The sequence below is a fragment of the Microcoleus sp. Pol17C6 genome, assembly GCF_036701145.1.
Lineage (GTDB): Bacteria > Cyanobacteriota > Cyanobacteriia > Cyanobacteriales > Microcoleaceae > Microcoleus.
In genome coordinates, this window is sequence record NZ_JAUBQH010000010.1 from 1 (window position 1) to 23,800 (window position 23,800).

At 43.9% G+C, this 23,800-nt stretch carries 22 protein-coding genes; 9 read left to right on the forward strand and 13 right to left on the reverse strand.

Features of this window, described 5'->3' with window-relative positions:
- The coding region (locus tag QUA25_RS07415; RefSeq protein WP_333036771.1) for a GAF domain-containing sensor histidine kinase at positions 1-935 on the forward strand (935 nt) is incomplete at its 5' end.
- A 170-nt stretch (positions 936-1,105) separates the two neighbouring features.
- Entirely contained in the window at positions 1,106-2,638 is a 1,533-nt protein-coding gene (locus QUA25_RS07420; protein ID WP_333036775.1) for an ATP-binding protein, read from the forward strand.
- A gap of 247 nt (positions 2,639-2,885) precedes the next feature.
- Here the strand turns inward: QUA25_RS07420 and QUA25_RS29425 are convergent, their stop codons facing one another.
- The 3 genes from QUA25_RS29425 to QUA25_RS07430 all read right to left on the reverse strand — a co-directional run bounded on the left by QUA25_RS29425 (position 2,886) and on the right by QUA25_RS07430 (position 5,389).
- Positions 2,886-3,038 (reverse strand): transposase, encoded by a 153-nt coding sequence (locus QUA25_RS29425; protein WP_445302109.1) that lies wholly within the window; start codon positions 3,036-3,038, stop codon positions 2,886-2,888.
- 244 nt (positions 3,039-3,282) lie between these two features.
- Positions 3,283-3,870, reverse strand: coding sequence for a hypothetical protein (locus tag QUA25_RS07425; protein ID WP_333036777.1), 588 nt, complete (start codon positions 3,868-3,870; stop codon positions 3,283-3,285).
- 133 nt (positions 3,871-4,003) lie between these two features.
- Complete coding sequence (locus QUA25_RS07430) at positions 4,004-5,389, reverse strand: sensor histidine kinase (RefSeq protein ID WP_333036778.1); 1,386 nt, start codon at positions 5,387-5,389, stop codon at positions 4,004-4,006.
- Positions 5,390-5,510: 121 nt separating this feature from the next.
- On the opposite strand from QUA25_RS07430, the gene QUA25_RS07435 reads away from it, so the two are divergent.
- Positions 5,511-5,678, forward strand: coding sequence for a hypothetical protein (locus QUA25_RS07435; protein ID WP_333036780.1), 168 nt, complete (start codon positions 5,511-5,513; stop codon positions 5,676-5,678).
- A 106-nt stretch (positions 5,679-5,784) separates the two neighbouring features.
- Complete coding sequence (locus QUA25_RS07440) at positions 5,785-6,108, forward strand: DUF3155 domain-containing protein (RefSeq protein ID WP_006635576.1); 324 nt, start codon at positions 5,785-5,787, stop codon at positions 6,106-6,108.
- A gap of 351 nt (positions 6,109-6,459) precedes the next feature.
- Here QUA25_RS07440 and QUA25_RS07445 read toward each other — a convergent pair whose 3' ends face one another.
- Positions 6,460-6,993, reverse strand: coding sequence for a cofactor assembly of complex C subunit B (locus QUA25_RS07445; protein WP_333036782.1), 534 nt, complete (start codon positions 6,991-6,993; stop codon positions 6,460-6,462).
- 299 nt (positions 6,994-7,292) lie between these two features.
- Here QUA25_RS07445 and QUA25_RS07450 point away from each other — a divergent pair, with 299 nt between their 5' ends.
- Positions 7,293-8,483: a transposase gene (locus tag QUA25_RS07450; protein WP_333036784.1), complete on the forward strand. Its 1,191-nt coding sequence runs from the start codon at positions 7,293-7,295 to the stop codon at positions 8,481-8,483.
- Between the two features lie 172 nt (positions 8,484-8,655).
- On the opposite strand, the gene QUA25_RS07455 is transcribed toward QUA25_RS07450, so the two are convergent.
- The 5 genes from QUA25_RS07455 to QUA25_RS07475 all read right to left on the reverse strand — a co-directional run bounded on the left by QUA25_RS07455 (position 8,656) and on the right by QUA25_RS07475 (position 13,266).
- Positions 8,656-9,048, reverse strand: a complete 393-nt coding sequence (locus QUA25_RS07455) for a PadR family transcriptional regulator (RefSeq protein WP_333036786.1) — start codon at positions 9,046-9,048, stop codon at positions 8,656-8,658.
- A 339-nt stretch (positions 9,049-9,387) separates the two neighbouring features.
- Entirely contained in the window at positions 9,388-9,591 is a 204-nt protein-coding gene (locus tag QUA25_RS07460) for a DUF751 family protein (protein ID WP_190657763.1), read from the reverse strand.
- 384 nt (positions 9,592-9,975) lie between these two features.
- The gene (locus QUA25_RS07465) at positions 9,976-11,268 is read right to left on the reverse strand and encodes a type II restriction enzyme (protein ID WP_333036790.1); all 1,293 of its coding nucleotides are present in this window, start codon (positions 11,266-11,268) and stop codon (positions 9,976-9,978) included.
- Positions 11,269-11,270: 2 nt separating this feature from the next.
- Positions 11,271-12,158 (reverse strand): DNA adenine methylase, encoded by an 888-nt coding sequence (locus QUA25_RS07470; RefSeq protein WP_333036792.1) that lies wholly within the window; start codon positions 12,156-12,158, stop codon positions 11,271-11,273.
- Between the two features lie 172 nt (positions 12,159-12,330).
- Positions 12,331-13,266 (reverse strand): metallophosphoesterase, encoded by a 936-nt coding sequence (locus QUA25_RS07475; RefSeq protein ID WP_333036794.1) that lies wholly within the window; start codon positions 13,264-13,266, stop codon positions 12,331-12,333.
- A gap of 103 nt (positions 13,267-13,369) precedes the next feature.
- Here QUA25_RS07475 and QUA25_RS07480 point away from each other — a divergent pair, with 103 nt between their 5' ends.
- Entirely contained in the window at positions 13,370-14,401 is a 1,032-nt protein-coding gene (locus tag QUA25_RS07480) for a hypothetical protein (RefSeq protein WP_333036795.1), read from the forward strand.
- A 181-nt stretch (positions 14,402-14,582) separates the two neighbouring features.
- A complete protein-coding gene (locus QUA25_RS07485; protein ID WP_333036797.1) occupies positions 14,583-15,125 on the forward strand; it encodes a Uma2 family endonuclease in 543 nt (180 codons plus the stop codon).
- A gap of 294 nt (positions 15,126-15,419) precedes the next feature.
- On the opposite strand, the gene mrdA is transcribed toward QUA25_RS07485, so the two are convergent.
- A complete protein-coding gene (mrdA, locus tag QUA25_RS07490) occupies positions 15,420-17,234 on the reverse strand; it encodes a penicillin-binding protein 2 (RefSeq protein ID WP_333036799.1) in 1,815 nt (604 codons plus the stop codon).
- 214 nt (positions 17,235-17,448) lie between these two features.
- On the opposite strand from mrdA, the gene QUA25_RS07495 reads away from it, so the two are divergent.
- A complete protein-coding gene (locus tag QUA25_RS07495) occupies positions 17,449-17,808 on the forward strand; it encodes a phage holin family protein (RefSeq protein ID WP_333036800.1) in 360 nt (119 codons plus the stop codon).
- Positions 17,809-18,020: 212 nt separating this feature from the next.
- Here the strand turns inward: QUA25_RS07495 and QUA25_RS07500 are convergent, their stop codons facing one another.
- The 3 genes from QUA25_RS07500 to QUA25_RS07510 form a co-directional block, all read right to left on the reverse strand.
- A complete protein-coding gene (locus tag QUA25_RS07500; protein ID WP_333036919.1) occupies positions 18,021-18,698 on the reverse strand; it encodes an N-acetylmannosamine-6-phosphate 2-epimerase in 678 nt (225 codons plus the stop codon).
- An 80-nt stretch (positions 18,699-18,778) separates the two neighbouring features.
- Positions 18,779-19,144: a four helix bundle protein gene (locus QUA25_RS07505; protein WP_333036801.1), complete on the reverse strand. Its 366-nt coding sequence runs from the start codon at positions 19,142-19,144 to the stop codon at positions 18,779-18,781.
- 106 nt (positions 19,145-19,250) lie between these two features.
- The gene (locus QUA25_RS07510; protein ID WP_333036806.1) at positions 19,251-21,797 is read right to left on the reverse strand and encodes an ATP-binding protein; all 2,547 of its coding nucleotides are present in this window, start codon (positions 21,795-21,797) and stop codon (positions 19,251-19,253) included.
- Between the two features lie 590 nt (positions 21,798-22,387).
- On the opposite strand from QUA25_RS07510, the gene QUA25_RS07515 reads away from it, so the two are divergent.
- The gene (locus QUA25_RS07515; protein ID WP_333036808.1) at positions 22,388-23,674 is read left to right on the forward strand and encodes a chemotaxis protein; all 1,287 of its coding nucleotides are present in this window, start codon (positions 22,388-22,390) and stop codon (positions 23,672-23,674) included.
- Positions 23,675-23,800: the final 126 nt, after the last annotated feature.

A 23,800-nucleotide genomic window follows, 5' to 3' on the forward strand; every position in this document is an offset into this window, starting at 1 on the left:
TTACTACGGATCGCCTAGAATTGTTAAAACTTTTATCTGCACAAATTGCTATTTCTATTGAGAATGCTCAACTTTACAAAAATTTACAGGAGTTTAATCAAAACTTAGAGCAATTAGTGAGCGATCGTACTCAACAATTATCGAACACCCTAGAGGCTTTAAAAGCCACCCAAACTCAGCTAGTCGAATCTGAAAAAATGGCATCTCTGGGAGGATTAGTTGCTGGTGTTGCCCATGAAATTAATACTCCTATCGGAGTGGGTGTCACTGTTGCTTCAGCTTTGGCCGAAAATACCACGGAATTTGCATCTATTTATAAAAGTGGCAAAATGAAGCGCTCGGATTTAGAAGAATTTGTCGATATTGCTACCCAAAGCAGTAAGGCACTTCTAATTAACCTAGATCGGGCGGCAGCCTTGATTCAAAGCTTTAAGCAAGTAGCAGTAGATCGCTCTAGCGAAGAACGACGTACTTTCCAGATCAGACCTTATCTTGATGAAATTTTATTACAATTAAAACCAAAGTTGAAAAATAGCCAACATTCGCTTAAAATTAAGGGAGATAGCAAAATTGCTATAGATTCTTATCCAGGAGCATTGTCCCAAGTTGTGACAAACTTGCTAATCAATTCTCTGATTCATGCCTACGAACCAGGGATTTCTGGGGAACTAATCTTTGATTGGGAGCAAGAAGGTAATCGGCTAAGGTTTGAATACGCCGATGAAGGGAAAGGTATTCCCCCAGAAAACTTAAGTAAAATTTTTGAGCCATTCTTTACCACTAAGCGTGGTCAAGGTGGCAGTGGGTTAGGGTTACATATTGTCTACAATTTAGTCACCCAAAAACTCAAAGGTGAAATTGAATGTCTAAGTGAGGTGGGAAGAGGCACCAAGTTTATTATTAAATTACCCATGCAAATTGATTCACCAATGTAGAGTTCCTATTCTGATTTTCTGACCAAGAGAACTAAGTAAGTCCACCTCATTAAAACTAAAGTAAGGATGACTGAAAAGGTTGCTGTGTAACTCTTCTCCCTTCTGCCTTTTTCTTAACAGGTTTTCTAACTTCAAACCTAAACATTAGTAAAAAATAAAGGTGTACAGCAATGAAAAGTGATTTTGACGATTTGTTAACTCAACCATCTCCAGAAACAGTATACTTTGCCGAAGTAATCGACTCGGATGACGAGATATTGTTTGCAGATGAAACCACAGAAGAAAAACTGAGTGAAAGCTGGAAAATTTTAGTTGTAGATGATGAGGCTCAAGTTCACACCGCTACCGAAATTTCACTAAGGAAGTTTGTCTTTGAAAATAAATCTTTAACCTTCATTAATGCTTACTCCGCTCGTGAAGCTAAACAGCTAATCCAAGAAAATCCTGATGTTGCCATAATCTTACTTGATGTAATTATGGAAACAGATGATGCTGGCTTAAACTTTGTTAAATATGTCCGAGAAGTTTTAGGCAATCAGTTAGTGCGAATTATTTTACGCACGGGTCAACCCGGACAAGTACCTGAAAAAAGCATTATTATCAATTACGATATTAATGACTATAAAACTAAAACAGAATTAACGACATCAAAGCTATACACTACGATGCTAACAGCTTTGAGAAGTTTTTCTCTAAGTCATAAATTGCAGTCGGAAATAGAGCGGCGCGAACAAGTAGAGAAAGCACTCCGTATTAGTCAAGAAAAAGAGTACCAAAAATCTCTGGCTTTAGAACATTTTGTCAAAGAACTGCAAGACACACAACTCCAGTTAGTTCAAAGTGAAAAAATGTCTAGTCTAGGTCAATTAGTTGCAGGTGTAGCTCATGAAATCAACAATCCAGTTAACTTTATTTACGGCAATCTCTCGCACGCCAACGACTATATTAAAGAACTCATTAATATGTTGAGTCTTTACCAAAGGTATTACCCGCAACCCGAAGCAGAAATTGTCCATGAAATAGAAGATGGAGAGTTGCCATTTATCATAGATGATTTACCAAAATTGCTTTCTTCCATGCAGTTAGGGATCGAACGCATTCGCAATATTGTTCACTCTCTACGCAATTTTTCGCGGTTGGATGAAACTGAAATTAAATCAGTAGATATCCACGAAGGCATTAATAGCACTTTGCTGATCTTACAGCACCGACTAAAGGCTAAGTCTGATCGGCCTGCTATTAATGTGATAAAAGACTATGGTGCATTGCCGCTTGTGAACTGTTATGCCGGTCAGCTCAATCAGGTGTTTATGAACCTTTTAGCGAATGCTATAGATGCTTTAGAAGAGCGGCTAAGTAGAGAAGATGGTGCAGTTTTTAAACCCCAGATTTTGATTCGTACTGAAGTTGTACCCGGCAATTCGGATGACAACATTAGCTCGGCTTCCCACATCCTGGTAACAATTTCTGATAATGGTGTGGGCATGACAGAGAAAGTTCGTGCTAAACTTTTCACTCCCTTTTTTACTACTAAACCCATAGGAAAAGGTACAGGCATGGGATTGTCCATCAGCCGAAAAATTCTGATAGAAAAACACTGCGGTCAATTGGAGTGTATTTCTACGCCAGAGCAGGGAACGCAGTTTATTATTGATCTGCCGACTATCTGTAGAGCCACTAATATCGCCGTAGCTAATGCCTAGAAAACTTATCTGGCTGAATTGATCGTATACCGATTTTCAGTTGCATGAGAATAGGGTAATTGCTAATTGGTAATTGCTCATTAATCGGAATTATGATATAATTTTTACCCGCAGCAAGTACCCCCCCTTCTGGGGTCGGGATAGGCGCTGCGGCTTTAGCCACATTCTTCTAACTTAGAGCAGATTACAGGTTTATGAAGTAAACCCCTGATGGCTCAATCCCCGTAGGGGAGTGGCATTGCCGTGTCTAAAGCTGCACTTCATAAACCTGGGATACGCTGTAATTGTGTTGGTTTTCAATATATTTTTTAACTATCTCTTCGGAGACGTTACCAACTGTGTCGTAAAAATACAGCATATTCCATATATAGCGTATTCCAGGTTTATGAATGCACCTCAGAAACCGGGTTTCTTTACAGTTCTCGCATCATTACTGATTCTGTTCAAGGAACCCGGTTTCTCGAGATCTACATCTACATGGAGTATGCTGTATATATAGGACAAAATTTGAGCGCGAAAATACAAGATTAATACATCCTGATAGCTCGTTATAAAAGAAATTATTTGGCTTTTATGCGATCGCCGGCGTTGCTTAGTGATACCATAATTCAGAAACGACTTTTTTTGTAATATCATCGACGCGATCAACGATTTTCGCTTTGCTGGAAATGCCGCCAAACTTCATGATGACAGACGTACCAAAAATACAGGGCTAAATTCACAAGGCCTAATAATTTAGTGCCATCTTCTAGCATCGCGTGTAATGCTTGATGTGGAGTCTCTAAAAGATCCTCTAACCGCGAGATAGCAAACAATAAGAATGCTGCAACTAATGGCAGGTAATGAGTGGTTTTGATGTATCGCCAAAACTTAACTCCGTAAAGGAAAACTGCACTCCCATAACACAAATAAATTATTTTCTTAGATATTCCCAACCGAGACATAATCAAAGTCATCCGAAACCTGTCATCCAGGTAAAAGACTCCCAGGAGTAAAGCACTAAAAAATAAGAATATCGCCGATCTACTACCCCGATCTTTTTGGCGCAACACTCCGAAAGTAAATGCACAAATTGCGACTGGGAGACACCCGAGAACTTCGGAAACTCCGGTAAAAATGCCTTCGTAAGGGAACCAGAAATTAAAAGGGTCGCTAAATAGGCGTTCAACTCCGCGTCCCTTGTTGTTGAGTTTGGCGTATATGCTCACCCCGCCCAAAATCAGAAGAGTCATAATATTAAAAAAAGCTAAAAACGGTACACCAAAAAAGTTTTTTTTGAAAACTTTTAAAGAATTTGATAACTTGGAAATTTGATTGAATAAAGGTAGATGCTTCATAAAAAATGTCCCTAAGCAATATAGTTGGTTACTTATTCACTGGTAGCCAAACCACAAATGTAGTGCCGCGATTCGTTGGATATAAATGAGTTTCCGCCGATGGCAGCCATTCAGGATTGACTGGGGAAAATACTTCTATTTCTCCTTGCATTTGGCGGACTAAATCGCGGGCGATCGCCAAACCCAATCCTGTACCCGGAATTTCGGTCTGCGCTTTTTCTCCCCGGTAGTGCCGCTCAAATAAATGCTCTAAATCCTGGGGAGGAATGCCGGAACCTGTGTCACTGACAGCAACTGCTATGGCAGGCAATTGGCTGTATCCTGCCCGATCGCCATCCGCTGCTTTGTACCTGACTTTAATATAAATTTGGTGGCCGGCAGGCGTATATTTCAAAGCATTGTCAATTAAATTGCTCAAAACTTCGCGCAAAGCTCGATCGTTGGCTGAGACTGGCGGCAAATCAGCCGCAATGTCAGCTACCAATTTCAGATTCCTTTCAGAGGCGATCGCCTCGGCGGAAATTAACAGCGGTTTTAAGACTTCTGCCACAAAACAGGATTCCTGCAAATTGGCAGCAGGTAACAGCGACAGAGGAGAATGCCGGATTGATTCCACATTGGACATTGCTTTTTCTGAAGTCCCCGATCGCAGTTTTAGATGTGCTTCGCCGGTGTCAACAGTTCGATCGAACTGGCCGAGCAACTCTTGCAGCCGATCGCTCTCTCGGACAATACTAAAAGCCACATTGCGGTTTTTGTCTTCCGGTACCAGCCGCCGCGCTAACAGCTTGCCAAAAGTTCGCAACGCTGTCAGCGGACTTTTGAACTGGTGCAGCAAATTGTGCATCGTGTCGTAAACCTGAGCCTGGATTTGCCGACTCGTACCCAATTCCTGCTGCATCCACTGCGATCGCTGATCTAAAATGCAGGCTAGGGCTAAGGTGCGAGCAATTTGTTGTATCTGAGCCTCCTCTCGCTCGTTCCAAGGCCTGTCATGCCGACCGCTGACTAGGAGTCCCATTACAGCTCCCTCGTGTATCAGAGGCGTCACAATTTGCATCCGCTGCTGCCACACATTCTCCGGGCCTTGGCACTGATGGGAACTGCGCTCCTTACCCGGAAGTCGCTCGGGTGCGATCGCCCCCACCGTTGATTCTTCCACAGGCCGAACCGGCGGCGCCAGCAGTCGCGGTACCGGTTTCACTGTCGAGCTTTCGGAACATTGCAACCTCAACCCCGGATTTTCTTCCGATTCGGCTGAGCTTTCTGGGTAAACTGCGATCGGCACCAACTTTGCTTCGCTGCCTTCTACCAACTCTTGTGTCAGGTATACCGCGCTGAATTTCGCTCCCAAACTAACGGCGATGGCCACCTGCGAGCGGCAAAGTTTGACAAATTCTGAACTGGCTGGCATTAACATGAGCGCCACATTAAGATATCTAACGGAATTCTAAGTAAATTACAAACGATCGGCTACCGATTACTGATGAGAGACTTCTAGGTTTCAGGTTTCTTCCCTTTGATAGAAGGCAGCTATGTTGAAGGCATGGGGCTTTCATGAGCCCAAATTGCCCCGCATCGCCCTCCGCGCAGCTTCCACCGATCCCCAACCTTGGATCTTGCCGGAACTTGCGGCCAGCCCTACCACAACCGTTACACTTTTGTCGATCGGCACGAATGTTAAGATTATGTCGATATATTAAAAACAGTTGAAATTTTGAGCTAGAACGGATATACTGGCCTCGGATTTGGTAGCTATCATTACAACCTGTCTGCTCATACTGTCTGCTCACAGAGGAGGTAAAGAAATTGGCCAGGAGACGCAAACGCAAGAGTCGCCGCCGACAAGAAGGACGCAGAATTTTAGAGTGTGTGCCTCAATATAGCATCGAGAGCGGCGAAGATAAACCCGTAACAGCGGCTCGCAAGTTCATCCATGCAGAAGGCATTGCTCCCCCAGCTTTGCTGTTAGTCAAGCGTAACGAGCATACCACTGACAGATACTTCTGGGCTGAAAAAGGTTTATTTGGAGCCCAATACGTAGAAGAGAACCATTTCTTGTTTCCCAGCTTAAAGGTGATGTTGGAAGCTACCACAGAAAAAATTCCTGTGGTGTCAGCCAGCCGCGCATAGCTCAAAATGTTTAGCTCAAAACATTGACAGCAATGTTTTTCTAAGTCTTTTAACAAAAGCGCGAGAGTTCTCATTGTCTGGAGAGTGCCAACTGAAATTTCTGCGAAAAGTCCTTACGAATTAGGGTATAAGGAGCCATCGCAACAGGCTTGATCGCAGCCCAAGGGCGATCGCCACAATTGGCACTTTCACGATAATGGTTTTTTTTTGACGGTTTTGTCGATCGAACAAGTGGATCAAAAAAACAGCCACTGGTTTATCAACGAGAGAGCCGCTCTTGAGTCATCGGTTTGTCAGCTAGAAGTCTAACTACGGCATCTAGCATATCAAAAAACGTTCCGCGTCAAACTTTTAATCGATCGGTTTCAAATCTAAAGCTTTTTGCATGGCTGCTAGTTCATCGCGGTGAGCTCTGACAGTAACAAAGCTCTTGGTTTGGCTTCCCGACTCAGCAACTGATTCGAGTTTGAGGGAGACTTGCTCAGAGCGTCCAGCTTTTTTCCAGTAAAATACCCCCGCCAGCGGGGACAGCAGTACCAAAGCTAGGAAAATTTGACCCTGCTGCGGAACTAGCATTCCCAAAACCAGTCCCAAGCACAGAGCGCCGCCTGCACTCAGCAGAGTTAGAAAAATAGCTAGAAACCAACTCGGCCGCACAAAACCCTCAAACGTGACTTTATAGTTGGGGGCATCGACGGCTGCAACTCGGTAAGCTCTATCGGCAAAATACTGTTGTAAGTCGGCTAACAGTGACTCTTGAGCGCTCTCGGAAGCCAGCTTGACTTGTTCGATTCGATCTTTGACTGAAGCCTTGATGAAGAAAAACAAGCCAACAGCCAGCAGTAGCGTCAGCACAAAGGTAGAAGGAAGAACAGCAGTATCCATCGGTAGAAGTTTGTGTAATTGAAATTATCTACTATTACTTTACAGAAATTTACATAAGAAAGCGATCGAGGACTTACGCAGACACTTTTTTACCAAGATTCGCAGAAAGCTTCTTCTGCAAGGCGTTTTGCTCTCCATCACCCAATTCCCCTATCTCTCCATCGTCGCTAATTCTCAAGTGACCAGAGAAATGGGTACAAGCCTCCCCCTTCTAGGGGGACTTTCAGTTCTGAATTTCTCCGAAGAGGATTTTGAATAAATGCAGTGCTGTTTGTTCAGACTTGCTCTACAATGATTGTATGTTAAATCTCACCTACGAGTACAAGCTCATTCCTACCGATACGCAACGCCAAACTTTCGACCAGTGGCTCAATATTTGCCGCAAGGTCTACAACTTTGCATTGCGAGAACGAAAAGATTGGGTCAATTCTCGTAAGTGTGATATCAACTCGTGCAGCATTAAACAGGAATACATGATCCCTGCTGATGCACCGCGTCCAACCTTTGCGGGCCAATGCAAATCATTAGCCCAAGCAAAGAAGTTAATTCCTGAGTTGAAATTGCCTCACACCCATGTCTTGCAGCACGCGTTGCGCCAACTAGAGGCAGCGTTTGTGGCGATGTGGGAACGAGGACACGGTTTTCCTAGATTCAAAAAGCGGATGCGCTCATTTGTGTTCCCTCAATTGAATCTAGAATCCGTTAAACAGTTTGATGGTACCGATTGGGTCAACCTACCCAAGATAGGGTTAGTTAAAATGCACCTGTCGCGTCCAATCCCTCAAGGGTTTGAGGTTAAGCAAATTCGCGTTGTTAAGAGGGCTTCTGGCTACTATGTCATGCTCACTTTGCAATGTGATATCAAAGTACCTCAAGCCTCACCTTCAGGACATGGATTAGGGATTGATTTAGGGTTAAAACATTTTTTGGCAACTTCTGATGGTGAATTGATTGATAGACCTAGATTCTTTGTGGATGGACAACGCAAGCTGAAATTGCTGCAACGTCAACTGAAGCGCAAGAAAAAAGGCTCTAGAAAGTTTCGTCAAATTCATCACCAAATAGCCTTGCACCACGAATACATCTCGAACAGTCGCAAAGACTTTCATTTCAAGACTGCACATCATTTATGCAACGCAGCCCAAACAGTATTTGCTGAGGATTTGAACCTCAAAGCAATGTCAGCCGGAATGATGAGCAAACACACGCTTGATGCAGGGTTTGGTCAGTTCCTGAATATCTTGGGTCATGTTTGCTTTAAGCGAGGTGCATACTTTGCCAAGGTAGACCCGAACCGAACAAGTCAAACTTGTCCCAGATGTCAAACTCATACAGGCAAAAAAGAACTATCCGAACGGGTACATAAATGTCAAACCTGTGGCTATGAAACGAATCGAGATGTTGCAGCCGCGCAAGTGGTGTTGCAGCGTGGATATACAGCGGTTGGGCAAATCGCAGTGAATTTTGGGGAGGGCAAGCTACATGAGTAGTCCCAATGAACCAAGAATCCCTGCTCCTTTAGGACAGGGAGTTGTCAAGTAGTGTAGCTGCTTTAATCGGTGTGCCGCGGGCGATCGACGAGCAAAGCGAAGGCAAGGAAGGCAAATCGCTTTGCAAGTAGCGCCAGCATCTCCAGGGTTTAGGCATCCGATTCCAACTCGGTTAACCCGTCTGACCAGTTTCTAAGGGGCGGGAACGACGCTCTGACGCGCCGTTTCCCTGACCAATGTAGTCATGCCAGAGACGAGCAAGGTCTTGAGCTTGGTGCCGCCACTCAGCGAGGATTTGATACATCCGGCGGGGGCGGCCGCGTCCTTCTACTTTTTTCCAGTAACCGGTGATGACGCCTTCATCTTCGAGGAATTTCAGAGCGCTGTAGAGAACGGTATCAGAAAGGCGGTAGATGGGGAATTCCCTCTCTAGTTGGCCAATCAGTTCTGTACCGTAGGAATCTCCGCGCAATAACACGGAGAGAATGTAACACACAGCTAATTCCTTGTTTAGATAAACAGGAGGGGGGTCTTGAAAAAATTGATAGATATGTTCAAACTTCATCTGTCTTGTCCGCTGGAAACTCTCGTGATACCGTCAGGTTAACGGGAGAGGAAAGCGGGGCGGGGTGTGCCGCTTCCTAATGATTAAGTGGGACACCGGGGAAACAGAGGTGCAGTATTTCCCCAGTGAATGTTGATAGCCCCAAACGCCCTGCACTTCGGTAATGTTTGCCTGCGCCTTGGTTGAGCAGCACTGACGTAACTGGCCCAATTTTTTTCCTCTTCCAATCTATCGCAGCGACTATTGTCAAGTGTGCGATCGCCTGCAAGAATTGGCAGCTACTTTGGGAGTTAGTGTTTTAACTGAATTTGCCGTTGATGTTTGCGTTTTAGCTTGGCTTTAAACCGAACTCAGGCCTAACATAGCCCGCAGTGTAAAAGTTAGAAAGACAAAAGTCGCTACAATCGAACTAATCAGGGCGATCGCAGTTGCCGGTCGATCGAGCAGGGGTTTGAGTCGCTCGAACAGGAAAAAGAAAATTCCCAGACATATCGTAATGAAAAAGCGCGGGTAGCGAGAGACGTTATTAATAAAATCTTGCATGAGCTTGGTGGGGTAAAGTGTCACAGCACGATCTTTGACTGGTAACACTTGTGAGCGAGTTAGACAATTTTGGCACAGCCGGAGCTAAATCCGCCAATCGGGCGATCGGGCATTTTTGCCGGCGAGGCTGATATATATAATTCTAACGAAAACTTTTTGCCGATGGCTCCGGCACTGTCTGTTTAATGCCACGCGACCTCCGGTAAGAACTTCAGAAGTATTTCTATTGAGTTCTAGTTGTGATAAATATTATAGGGCCGTTATTTCTAGATAAATGTCTGCTTCCGCACCTTCTTTCGTCTTGCCACGTCCCTTTCTGCAATGGCCCGGAGGCAAAACTAGGTTGAAGATATTAAAAACCCAGAGAATCACACTATGCGGATTTTAGTCTTGGATTTGGGACCAAATCCAAGAAATCCAGCCTTGGACTGTAAAGTAACGCCTTTTTATAGTTGTATCATTAATATCTGGACGATTTTCTGAGATTATTTTACAGATTGCATCTTTGGGCGGAATTCCTCCCAGTTTAAGCGCTAATTGAAACACTAAATAAAAAACTTGACGTTCTAAAATCTTATTAATCAACTCTAGATATTTTAATTTAGGTCTTTTATGTAAAATAGACCTTCCTTCACTTGTCAAGCAAAAAGTTACTTTTTTGGTCAGGGAATCTTTATAATTTTCTATCAGTCCAATATACAGACCAGCATTAGTATAATAGTCAGTTTGCCTGCGATCGAATTCATAGTTTTCTGTAATATCGTCTTTGGTTAAATCTCTTTCTAATAACAAGGATAATAAATCTACTACTCTCTCAAATTTATCAGCTTGGGGAAATGGAACATCTGGCTCTGAAATTACTTTAATATTATTGAGTACCAGATCGACATCACTCCGTTGGATTTCTTCGGGAGCGATCGTATAATTCTTTTGTTCTCTCAGTTTCAGAGAGTTATAATTTTCATCGTTGCTAAATTCATAAATAAAAAAGCTAAAAATGTCATTAGAGTATGTCATCAATACGGGAATCACTTTTTTAGCCATTTTTTTTGACCACAATCTGTAGGGATAGTAAAGTTGTCTAATCAAAAAATCGTCAATGGCATAGTTCTTAGCTTCTATCAAGACAAAATAGTTGTTACTTTCAAATCCCGCATCTATCTCACACTGAGAATTTTTAACCTTGATTGAATAGGGTTTATTAGCGAAGGAATTTATAATATTAAAATCAAAGGACTCTGTAGACATTCTCCCTGAAACAGTATAAGCTGTTTTTTCTCCGAATAAATCATCTATAATACCTATATTAAATGCACAGTGCAATGCGGAACTTTCTGAATATAAATTTGTGTAATCTATACTCTCTATCCCGGAAGGAAACTCAAAAGGAATCACTTCAATTTCACTATCATATTTAACTTCAAAGTGTGTATCAAACTTCCCAATAACGTATTTAGAACGAGAAATTGGCAATATGGATAGATGATTGTCTCGAAAGATATCTGGCAAATTAACCGAGTGATCGAACTTTGCCATCAGCCTGCTTTCTCTTTCTTGATTAATTTGACCAGATGCTATTTCAAAATAACCATTTTTCTCTACCTCTTCTAATATCTTATGCCTTTCAAATAATATTTCCCAAGCTTTGTCATTGGCAGTTTTCTGGCTTTTACTCATATTTATTTATCCTGAATTTCATAATTCAAAACTAATACTTCATCAACCATACCTCTTTTCAAGGCATTTGAGTTGATACTTCTCGTTGCCCTAACTTTTATGATTGTATCCTGATAATCCTTGTACAAATCCAGAATAAAATCCGTACAAGAATTACTCAGCATTACCTTGCAACCTCTTTTATGTAAAGCGTCAAACTCTTCTTTTAGTCGTTTTTGTTCGTCTCTATTAAAGCCATTGACATCATATCCAGTAAAAGAAGCTGTTTCCGACACAGGATCGTAAGGAGGATCGAAATAAACAAAATCTCCTTTCTTTGCATCTTTAACAGCATCTTTAAAATCCTGATTTAACAGTGTGATATTATTGCTATTTAAGTATTTGTTCACAGCTCTTAAAACAGCGTCATCTAAAAAATTGGGATTTTTATATCTACCAAACGGAACATTAAACTGACCTTGGGAATTAACCCTAAACAAACCATTATAGCAAGTTTTATTTAGATAAATGATTCGTGCTGCTTTTTCCACTTCAGACAAAAGTTCATATTTTTTCGTTGAACGATCTAAGTCTCTCATCTGATAATAAGAAGTTTCGCTATTGCTATATTTATCATTGCTTAATTCCTCCATCAGCTCATCTAATGAGTCTCGGATTACTTCATAGCAGTTAATCAGTTCTTTATTGCTATCATTGATAACAGCTTTTTGGGGTTGTAACTCAAACAAGAGTGCGCCTCCACCTATGAAAGGTTCATAGTATGTATGTTTACTTGTCAGCTTAGGAACATACTTAATAATTTCTGGCAATAATTGTCTTTTACCTCCTGCCCATTTCAAGAAAGGTCTTACTAATGGATTTTTCCCTCTTACTAACGTATCGCTTTTCACTCAGATTCCTCTAACGCTACTATCAAATAACAATATATTATAAGTTGAATTTTAGTTCAAGTCAAGAGGGAATGGTGATATTGATTCAAGGTGTAAGTCGCAGTTAAATATATCGACAAAAGCACCTTGACATAAATCTATTCATCTGATACGTCTGGGAAAACAATCAGATTTAAGCCGATCGCACTTGAATCACCCCTCGGTCAAAAACCCGTTTGTCAGTACCAATACAACTGACAAACATCCGGTCTTCATAGACATCAAACGTCGCAAAACTCAGGCGGCTAGCAGAATACTCTGTCCACTCAGAACGCCCCACCGGACGAGTGCCAGCGCCAGCCCCGCAAATTAAATAAGTCGTACCGTTAATCGAGCGAGTGCGTTCGTAACTGTGCTCGTGTCCGTTGATATAAAGCTGCACGCCGTACTTTTGAAACAAAGGCGCCAAAGTCTTAATAAAAGATTGATTCGATCCGTAGATGCCAGAGGAATAAATCGGGTGGTGGCCGAACACAACTTTCCAAGGTGCGGTGCTCTGACTCAACTCTTTTTCCAGCCAAACAAGCTGATTTTTCCAATCCGCATTGTGATTGGTATCTAAAGCAAAAAACTGTACTGGATCTCGCCGAAAAGTATAGTAGCGACCTTGCATATTAAAACCCGCATATTTAACTTGCAGATCGCCATTAGCAGTGCGGATATCGTGATTTCCCAGACAAGCATAAAATTTTACGTCTTGCTGCAATAACGGCTGATAAGGCCGCTCGAAAACAGCATTAATTTTTTCAATTTCGCCGTTGTTGTAGATATTGTCGCCGGCGAGAACAGCAACATTAAAAGGGTTTTCCCGGTGATATTGCGCCATCGCCTCAGCGACAGCATACTGACCTTCAGCGCCAGTACCGGTGTCGGCTACCGAAATAAAGCGTAAAATAGGCGGTGAGGCCGGCAAAGAAACCATCGCCCTTTCTGCCTCAACGTTAGAAGGCACAACAGCATGGGCGTCTGTACCCCAGGAAGTCCGAAGCTGAAACATTTTCCAGACTCCGGCAAAACCTAAGCTGCTGAGACTGCCTAAAACTAGAAATTGACGGCGTTTGATACTCATTTTGATTCACTTACAACTAAGTTAAATGATAAATTAAGGTTGAGATGGCTCAACTAAAATTTATCTCGTTTAGATATATTTGCAACGCCCCAAGGCAGAAAAAATGTCAGAAGAACAACTAAACCAGTCAAGTCCAGAACCCTCTCAATCTCCGACACCGCAGGTTGATTCGGCTGCAAAGTCTGCCCCCACTGGCAGCAAAATTCAAAATGCCAGCAGCGCGGTTCCCAAAAATCAGAGAATCAAAGCTTTGATTGCCTCGATCGGGAATTTGGGAAAAAAAGGCAAAAAATTACCAGCCGAACCCCCCTTGCAGCAAGTAAAGCCGATCGCGCCCACCGCTTCTGACTCAGCAACAGTAACTCCTCCCGCTGTTGCAGCAGAAGTTAACAGCGTGCCGCCAAAAGTTGCTGTAAAAGTTGATAAAAAGCCTGTATCCCAACGCAGGGAAGGGAGCTTTTTACAGAACGTCGGTGTACTTTGGCAAAGTATTGTACGGCTAGTGCGATCGCTACTGCCACCATCTACGAACCAGAAGCTGTCCGATCCAATTTTAAACGCCGCCATAGCAGCCATTCTGATCGTTGCAGTCGGTTTAACTCTCAACAGTTTCTCGGCAAAACCGCCGGAGAAAGTAGCAAAAGTGTCTTTGCCAGAAGCCAAGCAGTCGTCGCCAACCTTTGACGATTTTATGGCGTCGGGAACGCCGAAATCCCCAGAGGCGATCGCACCGTCTGAGCCAATCTCTGCTAAATTCAAAAGCAAGTTGCCCGATTTAGTGGCTCCAGAAAAACCGCAACCAGTAGAAATTATCCCACCGCCACCGCTGACGCCCGAACAGTCTCTGATTGCTGCGATTCAAAATCAAGTTACTGACATTAAGAATCGACTGGGCGGCGGTTTAGTTGAGTCTGTTCAAGCTAATTTTTCCAGCAGCATTTTGACAGTAAAAGTCGCTGAAGATTGGTACAAGCTCAGCGTAGTTGAGCAAAATCAACTAGCAACCAAGATGTGGAAGGAGGCTAACTCACTCGATTTCAGCAAGTTAGAAATTGCGAATATGGAAGGCAAGTTAATAGCTAGAAGTCCGGTAGTTGGTTCGGAAATGATTATTTTAGAGAGAGGGATTAATTAGAATTTAAATAGTCTGTATCTGTAAAACGTCACGCCAGCCTTACAGTCCAGGACGCACCACCTAATTATGTAGGTGTGCAGTGCACACCTTACCGCTGTTAATTTTTTTGAAAAGAGTGAACTTTTCTCAAATCCGACAGAATGCTACCATTAAATTAATTAACTTTGAGGAAAATTGAAAAATGACAATTTTAACTCAAGTCGGACAACTAGAAATAGAATATCCCAGCAGCGACGGAGAGCCGATGGCTGAAAGCGACATCACGCGCGATTACATGACTTACAGCGTAGAAGCTGTCAAGCTTTACTTTCAAGAACGTTCGGATGTTTACGTGTCAGCCAATTCTTTCATTTATTATGAACAAGGGAACAACCAGGCAGTTGTGGCCCCGGATGTTTATGTGGTGTTTGGAGTTGCCAACCGCAAAAGGGATAATTATAAAGTTTGGGAAGAAGGGGGAATTACTCCAGATTTTGTGTTAGAAATTACTTCGGAAACAACTCAGACGAAAGACCAAGAAACTAAACCGGAAATTTATCGGGCTTTGGGAGTTAGGGAATATTTTCAGTACGATCCGTCGGGAGATTACCTAAATCCGATTTTACAGGGAGTACGTTTGATCAACAATCAGTATGAGCCGATTGCAGCCAACAATATCGCTTTCGATACGCTGTGGTTGTTCAGTGAAGTGCTGGGACTGGAATTGCATCTAATTTCAGGATAATTGAGGTTTAGATCTCCTCAAACGGGTGAGTTTTTGAAGACTCACAAGGAAGAAAACCTGGGACGACTAGCGGCGGAGTCAACATTGCGCCAGCTCGTAACTCAACTCTTAAATTCTGGAGTGGGTCTGGAACAGGTGGCGCAAATGATGAATTTATCGACCGTGGAAGTGAGACGATTGGTAGGGGAAAATTTTTGACCGATCGCACTTTTCCAAGATATCAAGGATAGTGCGATCGAACTATGGGACAAAATGAGAACAGTCAACAGTCAACAGTCAACTATTAACTAATGACTAGAGAGGCTTATTAGTAGGTTTAAAACCCTGCTTTTGAAAATATGTTCTAAATACCTCGTGAGCAATTGGTGCCGCCGATACAGCACCATATCCACCGCCTTCAACTATAACTGCGATCGCAACTTCAGGTTTGTCGGCAGGAGCAAAACCCACATACATAGAATTGTCAGGATGACCGGGCATTTCCACCGTTCCAGTTTTGCCCGCACTTAAAGGAATAGTACCATCATTCAAGCCGCGACCTGTACCTTTTTTCACCACCTCAATCAATCCTTGTTTAATGACATTTAAAGTTGCCGGCTTAATACCTGTTGAAATTTTTTGAGTAACAGGCGTATTGGTTTGAGAAGCCAACAAATGTGGCTGCACTCGCCAACCACCGTTGGCAATAGTTGACACCATCACGGCCAATTCTAGGGGAGTACAAAGTACCAAACCTTGACCGATCGCCATTGTTACTGTATCGCCAACATACCAATCTTCCCCATACATTTTCTGTTTCTCTGCTGGTATAGGAACTTGACCGTGATTGGCGCCGTCTATCCCCAAAAGCTCTAAATTAATAGTACCGCCAATGCCCATTTTCTTAGCCCATTTCGCCATTTCTTCCGGCCCGGCTGCCATGCCTACTTGATAGAAAAACGTATTGCTGCTGTAGGCTAAAGCATCGCGAAAACCGATAACACCGTAACCGGCCCCGTGTTCGTTAAAGGAAATTCCGCCGATGTTAATTGAAGCAGAACTTACCAAAGTCGAGTCAGGAGAAAACTTGCCCGACTCCATCCCGGCTACAGAAGTTACAATCTTAAAAGTGCTGCCGACAGGATAGCCTTGAACTGCCCGATTTAAAAATGGTTTGTCTGGCCCTTGCAGCCGATCCCATTCTTTTTGAGTAACCTTGCGGGTGAAAATATTGGGGTCAAATGTCGGCCAACTAGCCATTGTTAAAAGAGCTCCGGTTTTCACGTCGATCGCCACAACGGCACCAAGGCGATCGCCCAAAGCTTTTTCCGCAGTTTTCTGCATATCTAAATCTAAAGTTAGCTGCACCGGTTTGCCGGGAATAGGCTCTTTTACACCTAAATCTTGGATTTCCTCACCCTTAGCATTTACCTCGATTAAACGGTTTCCCCAAACGCCCTCTAAAGTTGAATTGGCTAATTTTTCAACTCCCATTTGACCGACGAGCATCCCCATCGGATATGCAGGATTAGCTTTTAATTGCTCTAAACTAGCTTCGCCGACGTATCCCAAAAGGTGAGCTGCTAATTGCTGGTGGGGATTGTCTCGGCTCGATTCTACGCGAATTTCAACTCCCCGCAAAGCATTAGTTTGTTCTCCCAAAGCGACGAAAGTACCGACATCGATATCTTTACTAATTCGCACGGGTAGGGCTGATTTGTAGCCAACGGCATCGATTTTTTTGATAATTTCGGTCGCGGGAAGTTTGACGATCGGGCCCAGTGTAGCAGCGATCTCTTGCCACTCCTTAGCCGATCGCTCTTTTGGCCACACATATACCGATCGAGATACGCGGCTGGCAGCAAAAATTTTGCCGTTGCGGTCTAAAATTTGACCGCGATTGGCTGCGACTGAAACAGGGCGAATGCGGTTATTTTCCGCCCGCTGTCGGTTGTAGGCTCCCTGTACCAGTTGCAGTTCGGCTAGACGAAATATGGGTAGCGTCACCAAGGTAGTGACGAGCAGCATAAAAATCATAACTTGGAGCGATCGGCTGCCTTGCCGTGCAGGGTTGTCCAAGGCTTTTTTGTCGAATCTGATTTTAGAGTTAAAAGAAAAATCGCCAGCCATATTAATTAATCTGCTCTTTTTATTCAACTAACAGGTTGATACGGTTCCCATCCGGATCATTTGGCAGAAAATGCAGCGATTGGAACTTCTCACTCTTTAGTGACAGACATAAATTCGGCCTGTTGGCAGACGAATCAGCCGGATTGTTTGATTAAGGTAGATGTTAAATATCAGGTTTTTTTAACAATTCAACTGTTAAGGAGGTACGAGCGCTGTGGAACCGATCGATTTTTTGATTGCTTGGCTGGTGACAGGTAGCAGCTTGCTACTAATTTCTCAACTGCCGATCGGCGTAGAAATTGACAGCACACCGAAAGCAGTAATTTCCGCTGCGGTTTTGGGAATGTTGAATGTTTTAATTTTGCCAATTCTAAAAGCAGTTTTTTTCGTACCGAACCTACTGACGCTGGGATTGCTTTCCGGCCTGTTTGCTTTTGTAATGAACGTGATTGTTTTTGCCTCGGCTGCGAAGTTAGTTGAAGGATTTAGTTTGCGGATGGGCCTTTGGAGCGCGGTACTGGGGGCGATCGCCTTAGCTGTAGTTAGCAGCTTTATCAACGGCGCACTGATTTAGCAACTTCCCTTGATAAAGGGCGATGGAAATCGCCCGCTATTTCCCACCCTTAGCTGGCGCGTTTCCTTTGCCTACAAGCCATTTCTATCGCCGAATATTTCTTCTCCCTTCTTCCTTCAATCCGTTACATCCGTTACATTGCTTAAATCCGTTAAATAATCGGTTGCCGAACTGCCTTCAATCCGTTAAATCCGTTAAATCCGTTGCCGAACTTACTTCCCCATCAGCGACTTATAGGCTGTCACCTTAAGATCAATCCCAGTAATATCTGTCCCCACAACAACAGCCACCGCTCCTAAATCCAAGGCTTTTTTAGCCATTTCCGGCCCCGATATCCCGCCTTCGCAGATAACGGGAACCTTAAGCTTTTCTACCATTTCCGCAAGCAAATCAAATCCCGGTGGCGATAAATTTTCCGTCTGGGGAGTGTAGCCAAAAAGAGTAGTTGCTACAGTATCTGCACCCGCTTCGGTAGCCGCGATCGCAGCTTCTATTGTATCTACATCCGCCATCACTAATTTACCCAATTCACTGTGAATTCGCGCGATTAATGTCTTTAAGTCTTCGCAGCCAGCAGGACGGTTTCTCAGAGTAGCATCAACGGCGATAATATCGGCTCCAGAAGCGGCGATCGCCCGCGCGTCTTCAAACCGAGGAGTAATGTAAATCTCGCATCCCGGCAATTGCTGCTTCCAAATCCCAATTATGGGAGCGGATATCTGTTTTCGCACCGCTGCAATGTGAGCCGGAGTGTCAATCCGCACGCCCGATGCACCTCGATTGATGGCGGTTCGCGCCATTGCCGCAATTACGATCGGATCGTGCAGCGGCGAATCAGCAGGTGCTTGACAAGAAACAATTAATCCTGTAGGAATTTGACAATTAATCATGGGGAATGGAGAAGGGGGAATTGGGCATCGGGCATCGGGCATCGGGCATCGGGCATTGGGCATTGGGCTTTTTTTGTAATTTATTCCCTGTGCCCTATTGAACTCAAATAAGCGTTAACTTTTGGTAGTAATTTATCGATAATTGGTTTAAATTTGCTTACTTCTTCGCTGGTGATAAGTTGTCTAGCATAGGCTAATCTTAACCAGTTTACTGTTTCGTACAAAGAGCCTCTCGCAATTTTTACAAAACGCCGATTATCTTGATCATTATAACGACCTCTTCCTTCAGCAATATTAGCACAGACACTATCAGCAGACCGAACTATCTGTTTGCCCATCGTATCTTTTGTGAAGTAATCCCATTTTTTTACAATCTCCCAAATCTGATTCGCCAAACTTTCCGCCAACTTATAAACCTCTAATTCCTCAAAATCAGGTCTTCCCATAATTACCTCAAAAACTCAATTATATGAAATGCCCCATGCCCCATGCCCCATGCCCCATGCCCCATGCCCCATGCCCCATGCCCAATTCCCCATGCCCCATGCCCAATTACCCATTACCAATCCCGGCCATTAAAGAAATAATTTTGTCCAGCAATTGCTCAGGGTGAATCGGTTTAGCCAAACACTCGTTAGCTCCCGCCGTCACAAAAGATATCTGATCTGGCGGAATTTCATTAGCGCTTAAAGCTAGAATCTTGATATTTTCAGTAGCGGGTTTTTGGCGCAGTTGGTGAATTATTTCGCAGCCATTCATACCGGGCAAACGCATATCGACAATCACAGCATTCGGCTGCAAAAGTTCAATTTGTTCCACGGCAGCCGAACCTTCAATCATCCACACCACTTGCAGTCCTGCTGCTGTCAGGATATCGCAAATCAGCATGGCAGTTTCTTCATCTTCTTCGACGAGTACGAGGCTGCCCCACGAGGAAGAATGCAGCGGTAAAGATGAATTCGATTTTTCATATGTAAATTTTGTGGATTCATCTTTGCTGAAAGTTTGGATGGGTATAAAAACCGTAAAAGTAGAGCCGACATCAACTGTAGAGCTGACTTCGATCGCACCGCCGTGAAGCTCTACTAACTGTTTAGTTAAAGCCAATCCCAGACCTGTGCCGCCGTATTCGCGGCGGTACGGGGAATCCAACTGCTGGAATTTTTGAAACAAAAGCGATCGCTGATTTTCGGGAATTCCAATGCCGGTATCTTTGATTTGAAAAACAGCGGTGCTGCCTGCCGGTGCAGTACCGGGCTGCCGCACTGCCGGCGTTCGATTTTTATCTTCGGTCACCCAAACTCGCAGGATGACTCGCCCGCCTTTGGGAGTAAATTTAATCGCATTTCCTAAAAGATTGAAGAGAATTTGTCTCAAGCGGCGGGGGTCAGCGATGAAGCGATCGCACTCTTGTTTGATTCGCTGTTCTTGCAGCAGTTCCACGCCTTTAGCCGCAGCTTTTTCTTTGAGGGCGTGCAGGCTCTGAGAAGCTAATTTAGAAAGTGAAAATTCACTAATTTTTAATATTGCTTTTCCCGCTTCTACTTGCGATAAATCTAAAATATCGTTAATTAATTCTAATAAGTGGTCGCCACTGTCTCGGATAGTTTGCAGGTACTGCCGCTGCTTTTGCACTGGCACTTCTTTACTGCCAACTTTGCCGTAAGACCACCGCAGTAGCGTGTCGGAAATGCCGATGACGCAGGTGAGAGGAGTCCGCAATTCGTGGCTCATAGCTGCCAAAAATTCGCTCTTGGCGAGGCTGGCAGACTGGGCGGCAACCAGTGCATCGCGCAGTTCTCGCGTGCGTTCTATTACGCGCTGTTCTGAGGTGCGCTTTTGCTGCTGGACTTGTGCATAAAGTTCGGCTTGGTAAATGGCGATCGCCAAATGTTCTGCTATTTGTCGCAAAAATGTTTTTTTGCTTTCTTCCCACTCGCGAAAAGTGCACTGGTGGGCAATTAGCAGCCCCCACAAGTCGTCTTGAACTACGATCGGCACTAGCAACTTCGCCCGCACCTTCGCCCGCCGCATCAACTCTAAAAAACAAGGGTGCGAAGAGTAAGTTGTTTCCACATCCGCAACGCACAAAGCCAAACCTTTGCGATATTTCTCTCGGTCAATGACTCCATTGGTAAAACACTGCGCGTCTTCACTAAAATTTAGTACAGACGAGATACCATCATTGGCTAAAGCTTCGTAGGTAACGCGACCTAAATACAAGTAAGACCCGGAATTTTCGGGGATTTCGCCAGACCCAGAAACCGCCGCCGGTATTTCTTTAGCTAACTCGCCCTTGTGCGGCGCAGGAACTTTTTCAAATTGATAAATTAACAGGCGATCGACCTCCAAAAACTCTCGCACTTGCTCGACTGCTTTTGACAAAATTACAGGCAATTCCAGAGTCTGGCGGATTTGAGTTGTGACCTGATTCAAAAGTCGCTCTTGTTCAAGCTGTTGCTGCAAAGCATCTTCTACTGGCTGACAAAATGAAATGCAGGGACTGGCAATTTGTAATTGATTGACGGCTTCAGCAATCTGGCTTTGTAGCGTTTCTGGATCTATAACTTTGGGCGCGGATTTTCCCTCTATTTCTGTTTGGCTGTGTAGGGGCAGGTGATTATTTTGGCTGGCATTGGCAGCGAGAATATCCAGCAAATTTAGGGTGAATTCGCTTTGAAGAACGGCCGAGTTGGGCTGTATATTTTTAATTGCTTGTTTGAGGGCGCGAATGTCAATTTTCCACGAGGGTTCGCCCGTTATTTCTGCGAGTTTGTCTGCGAGGGGAGACAGGAAATTGGCGATCGCCCCGGGGTCGAAAGTCAACTGCACATTCAATTGCGAATGGAGATTTTGTTCGCTGTGCTTGTTTCCGTTTGTTGCGAACTCATCTAATAGATTGCCCCGCAGCAGCGCGCTAAAATGCTCTGATACCACTGCTGCAAACCTTTCCGACGAATTGTCCAGATTTTGATAATCAGCGATCGCATCGTCGGTCAGCCAAATCGCCCCTGGGATTTCAGCCATTTGCTGTAACAACTGGTAAGCAGCCTCAAAGGTTGCTAGTGGCAAAGTCCGATTTAAGGTTTTTGGTTTCAATCTAGATATTTTCCCGGTTGTTTTAAAGAACAAAATATGAATTCCCCTGTTGTGAGGACGGAACCTGGGGAACAGCAGGCGCGGCCGATCCAAAGTCAGAAAGTAGGTAATAGAAGGCCCCGGAGCCAGAGAGCTAATTTCTCCCTATAGTTGTCCTCTTTCTTCTGGGCGAGTGACCCCCGCTTCAGCGCTTTACGAGCGCGAAAGCGGTAGGAGGAAACGGGGGGAAGGGATACGGCTGTATAATCGATCGCTTCTGGTGGTGTTTGTGAACCGGGTTGTTGATTGAAACTAAGCAATTCCACTCCCATTGCTGGGGTGAAGTTAGCACGCGCCTTTGTTTTCTGAGCTGATTCGGCTAATGGCACGTCCTTAACCCAAATAAAAATGTTTAACCCTTAACGACAGAACAGGGGACTAGCTACGTATCCGCTTGGTGTCATTACTGTCAGGCTGGTCAACTGAAAATGAAGTTTTAGGCGCGAAGCCCAGTCACTTCCGTGCTGGGTCGTTGACTACTTTCAACAATCTTATTCCAGTATAATATTAATATATAATTTGTTAACTTGTACTTAACACTATCCGGGTAAATGAGCAATCCAACTCAACTCACCCCCGATTTCACGATCGGACATCTGCCGTGTCACGACTTCCAAGTGAGCGCTGCAACTCTAGGACAGGTAGTGGCTGAAAGATTTGAGCAAGAACCCGAGCTGCCGGGAGTCATTATTACCCATGAATCACAGGTATTGGGCATGATTTCTCGCGTCAAATTTCGAGAGCAAATGAGTTTTCCCGATCGCGTAGAACTTTACGGGTCACACCCGATTCGAGCCTTGTTAGATTTTATTAGAATTCCGCCTTTGCTGCTTTCGGCAAACTGGAAAGTTGACGATGCCGTGCAAGCGTCTTTCAACAGGCACAAAGACTTGGTTTATGAACCGATTATTGTGGTAAGAGAAGACCAGAGCCACCACCTTTTGGACGTTCATACTCTGGTGATTGCCCAGTCAAAACTTTTAGCGCAAGCTAACAAAGTTATTCAAAAATACCGAGTAGAAAGACACAAGTATTTGGCGCTACTTCAACAAGAACAGGCTAAGGTTCACGAATGTAATGAGCTTTTAAAAATCCACCAACGTCAAACAGAAAAGTCCTATGCCAATCCTAGTTCCCAGCAAGTGGCTCTTATCAAACAAGCTGAAGAAATTGCTCAAATGAATCAGCGATTTGTGAGGATTGCGAAACTGATTTCTTCGGAAGGTCGCCAAGCATTTCAAGCTACTTTTCAAGGTGCTAATTCTATTTGCAACAATACAGATAAAATTTTGGGCGTGGGCAAAGCCATAGCTAATGATTTAGAAACGGTTAACCGCACTTCCCGAACCATCCGGGAGGCGATCGAACAAGTCAGGCATTTAGCAGTACAGGTGGCTGTAGTTACCAATCAAATGGGAAGTCAGCCCAGCGGTCTGAGCAAAGTGAGTCTAGAAATTGGCAGGCTGGCAAGTAAAACTTTTGAATTGGGGACTCAAATGGAGCAAATTGCCAGCCGGTTTAAACTTCGAGTTCACGAACTCACGGAGGCAGCAAGAGCAGGTGCTAATGTGGCTAAATCCGTGACGATCAAGATCGATCGCGCAGAAATGGCCCTGTTAGAGTTAGAAGAATTAATAGCGGAAAAAAAATTCAATTCATTGACCGCTATCCAAGAACCTTTGGGAATCATAAAAAGTGTTACCGCTGATTCTTTAGTTCGAGAGAGTGAACAAGCCGAAGTCACGGTTTCCGAGTTGGAAGACTTAGTTAAACATCAAGATTCCTCGCAATATCTGATTCAAAAGATTCAGCAGGCGCTGAAGTCCAAAAAGCCATAAAATCCCAGCCCAAATATAATGAAATATTTCGAGAGGCAAACAAATAAAATAAAAATAATAATTTACAATTATTCTATTTCCAGAATACTATTTGTTATACTGAAGGTAGGAAATTTTTAAATTCAG

Bases quoted from the DNA above. Each gene is read 5' to 3' on its own strand.
- QUA25_RS07435 (WP_333036780.1), top strand. From the start codon at position 5,511: ATGTTGAAGGCATGGGGCTTTCATGAGCCCAAATTGCCCCGCATCGCC.
- QUA25_RS07500 (WP_333036919.1), bottom strand. From the start codon at position 18,698: ATGATTAATTGTCAAATTCCTACAGGATTAATTGTTTCTTGTCAAGCA.
- QUA25_RS07485 (WP_333036797.1), top strand. From the start codon at position 14,583: ATGACAATTTTAACTCAAGTCGGACAACTAGAAATAGAATATCCCAGC.
- QUA25_RS07480 (WP_333036795.1), top strand. From the start codon at position 13,370: ATGTCAGAAGAACAACTAAACCAGTCAAGTCCAGAACCCTCTCAATCT.
- QUA25_RS07420 (WP_333036775.1), top strand. From the start codon at position 1,106: ATGAAAAGTGATTTTGACGATTTGTTAACTCAACCATCTCCAGAAACA.
- QUA25_RS07445 (WP_333036782.1), bottom strand. From the start codon at position 6,993: ATGGATACTGCTGTTCTTCCTTCTACCTTTGTGCTGACGCTACTGCTG.
- QUA25_RS07505 (WP_333036801.1), bottom strand. From the start codon at position 19,144: ATGGGAAGACCTGATTTTGAGGAATTAGAGGTTTATAAGTTGGCGGAA.
- QUA25_RS07425 (WP_333036777.1), bottom strand. From the start codon at position 3,870: ATGACTCTTCTGATTTTGGGCGGGGTGAGCATATACGCCAAACTCAAC.
- QUA25_RS07450 (WP_333036784.1), top strand. From the start codon at position 7,293: ATGTTAAATCTCACCTACGAGTACAAGCTCATTCCTACCGATACGCAA.
- QUA25_RS07465 (WP_333036790.1), bottom strand. From the start codon at position 11,268: ATGAGTAAAAGCCAGAAAACTGCCAATGACAAAGCTTGGGAAATATTA.
- QUA25_RS07430 (WP_333036778.1), bottom strand. From the start codon at position 5,389: ATGCCAGCCAGTTCAGAATTTGTCAAACTTTGCCGCTCGCAGGTGGCC.
- QUA25_RS07460 (WP_190657763.1), bottom strand. From the start codon at position 9,591: ATGCAAGATTTTATTAATAACGTCTCTCGCTACCCGCGCTTTTTCATT.
- QUA25_RS07515 (WP_333036808.1), top strand. From the start codon at position 22,388: ATGAGCAATCCAACTCAACTCACCCCCGATTTCACGATCGGACATCTG.
- QUA25_RS07475 (WP_333036794.1), bottom strand. From the start codon at position 13,266: ATGAGTATCAAACGCCGTCAATTTCTAGTTTTAGGCAGTCTCAGCAGC.
- QUA25_RS07455 (WP_333036786.1), bottom strand. From the start codon at position 9,048: ATGAAGTTTGAACATATCTATCAATTTTTTCAAGACCCCCCTCCTGTT.
- mrdA (WP_333036799.1), bottom strand. From the start codon at position 17,234: ATGGCTGGCGATTTTTCTTTTAACTCTAAAATCAGATTCGACAAAAAA.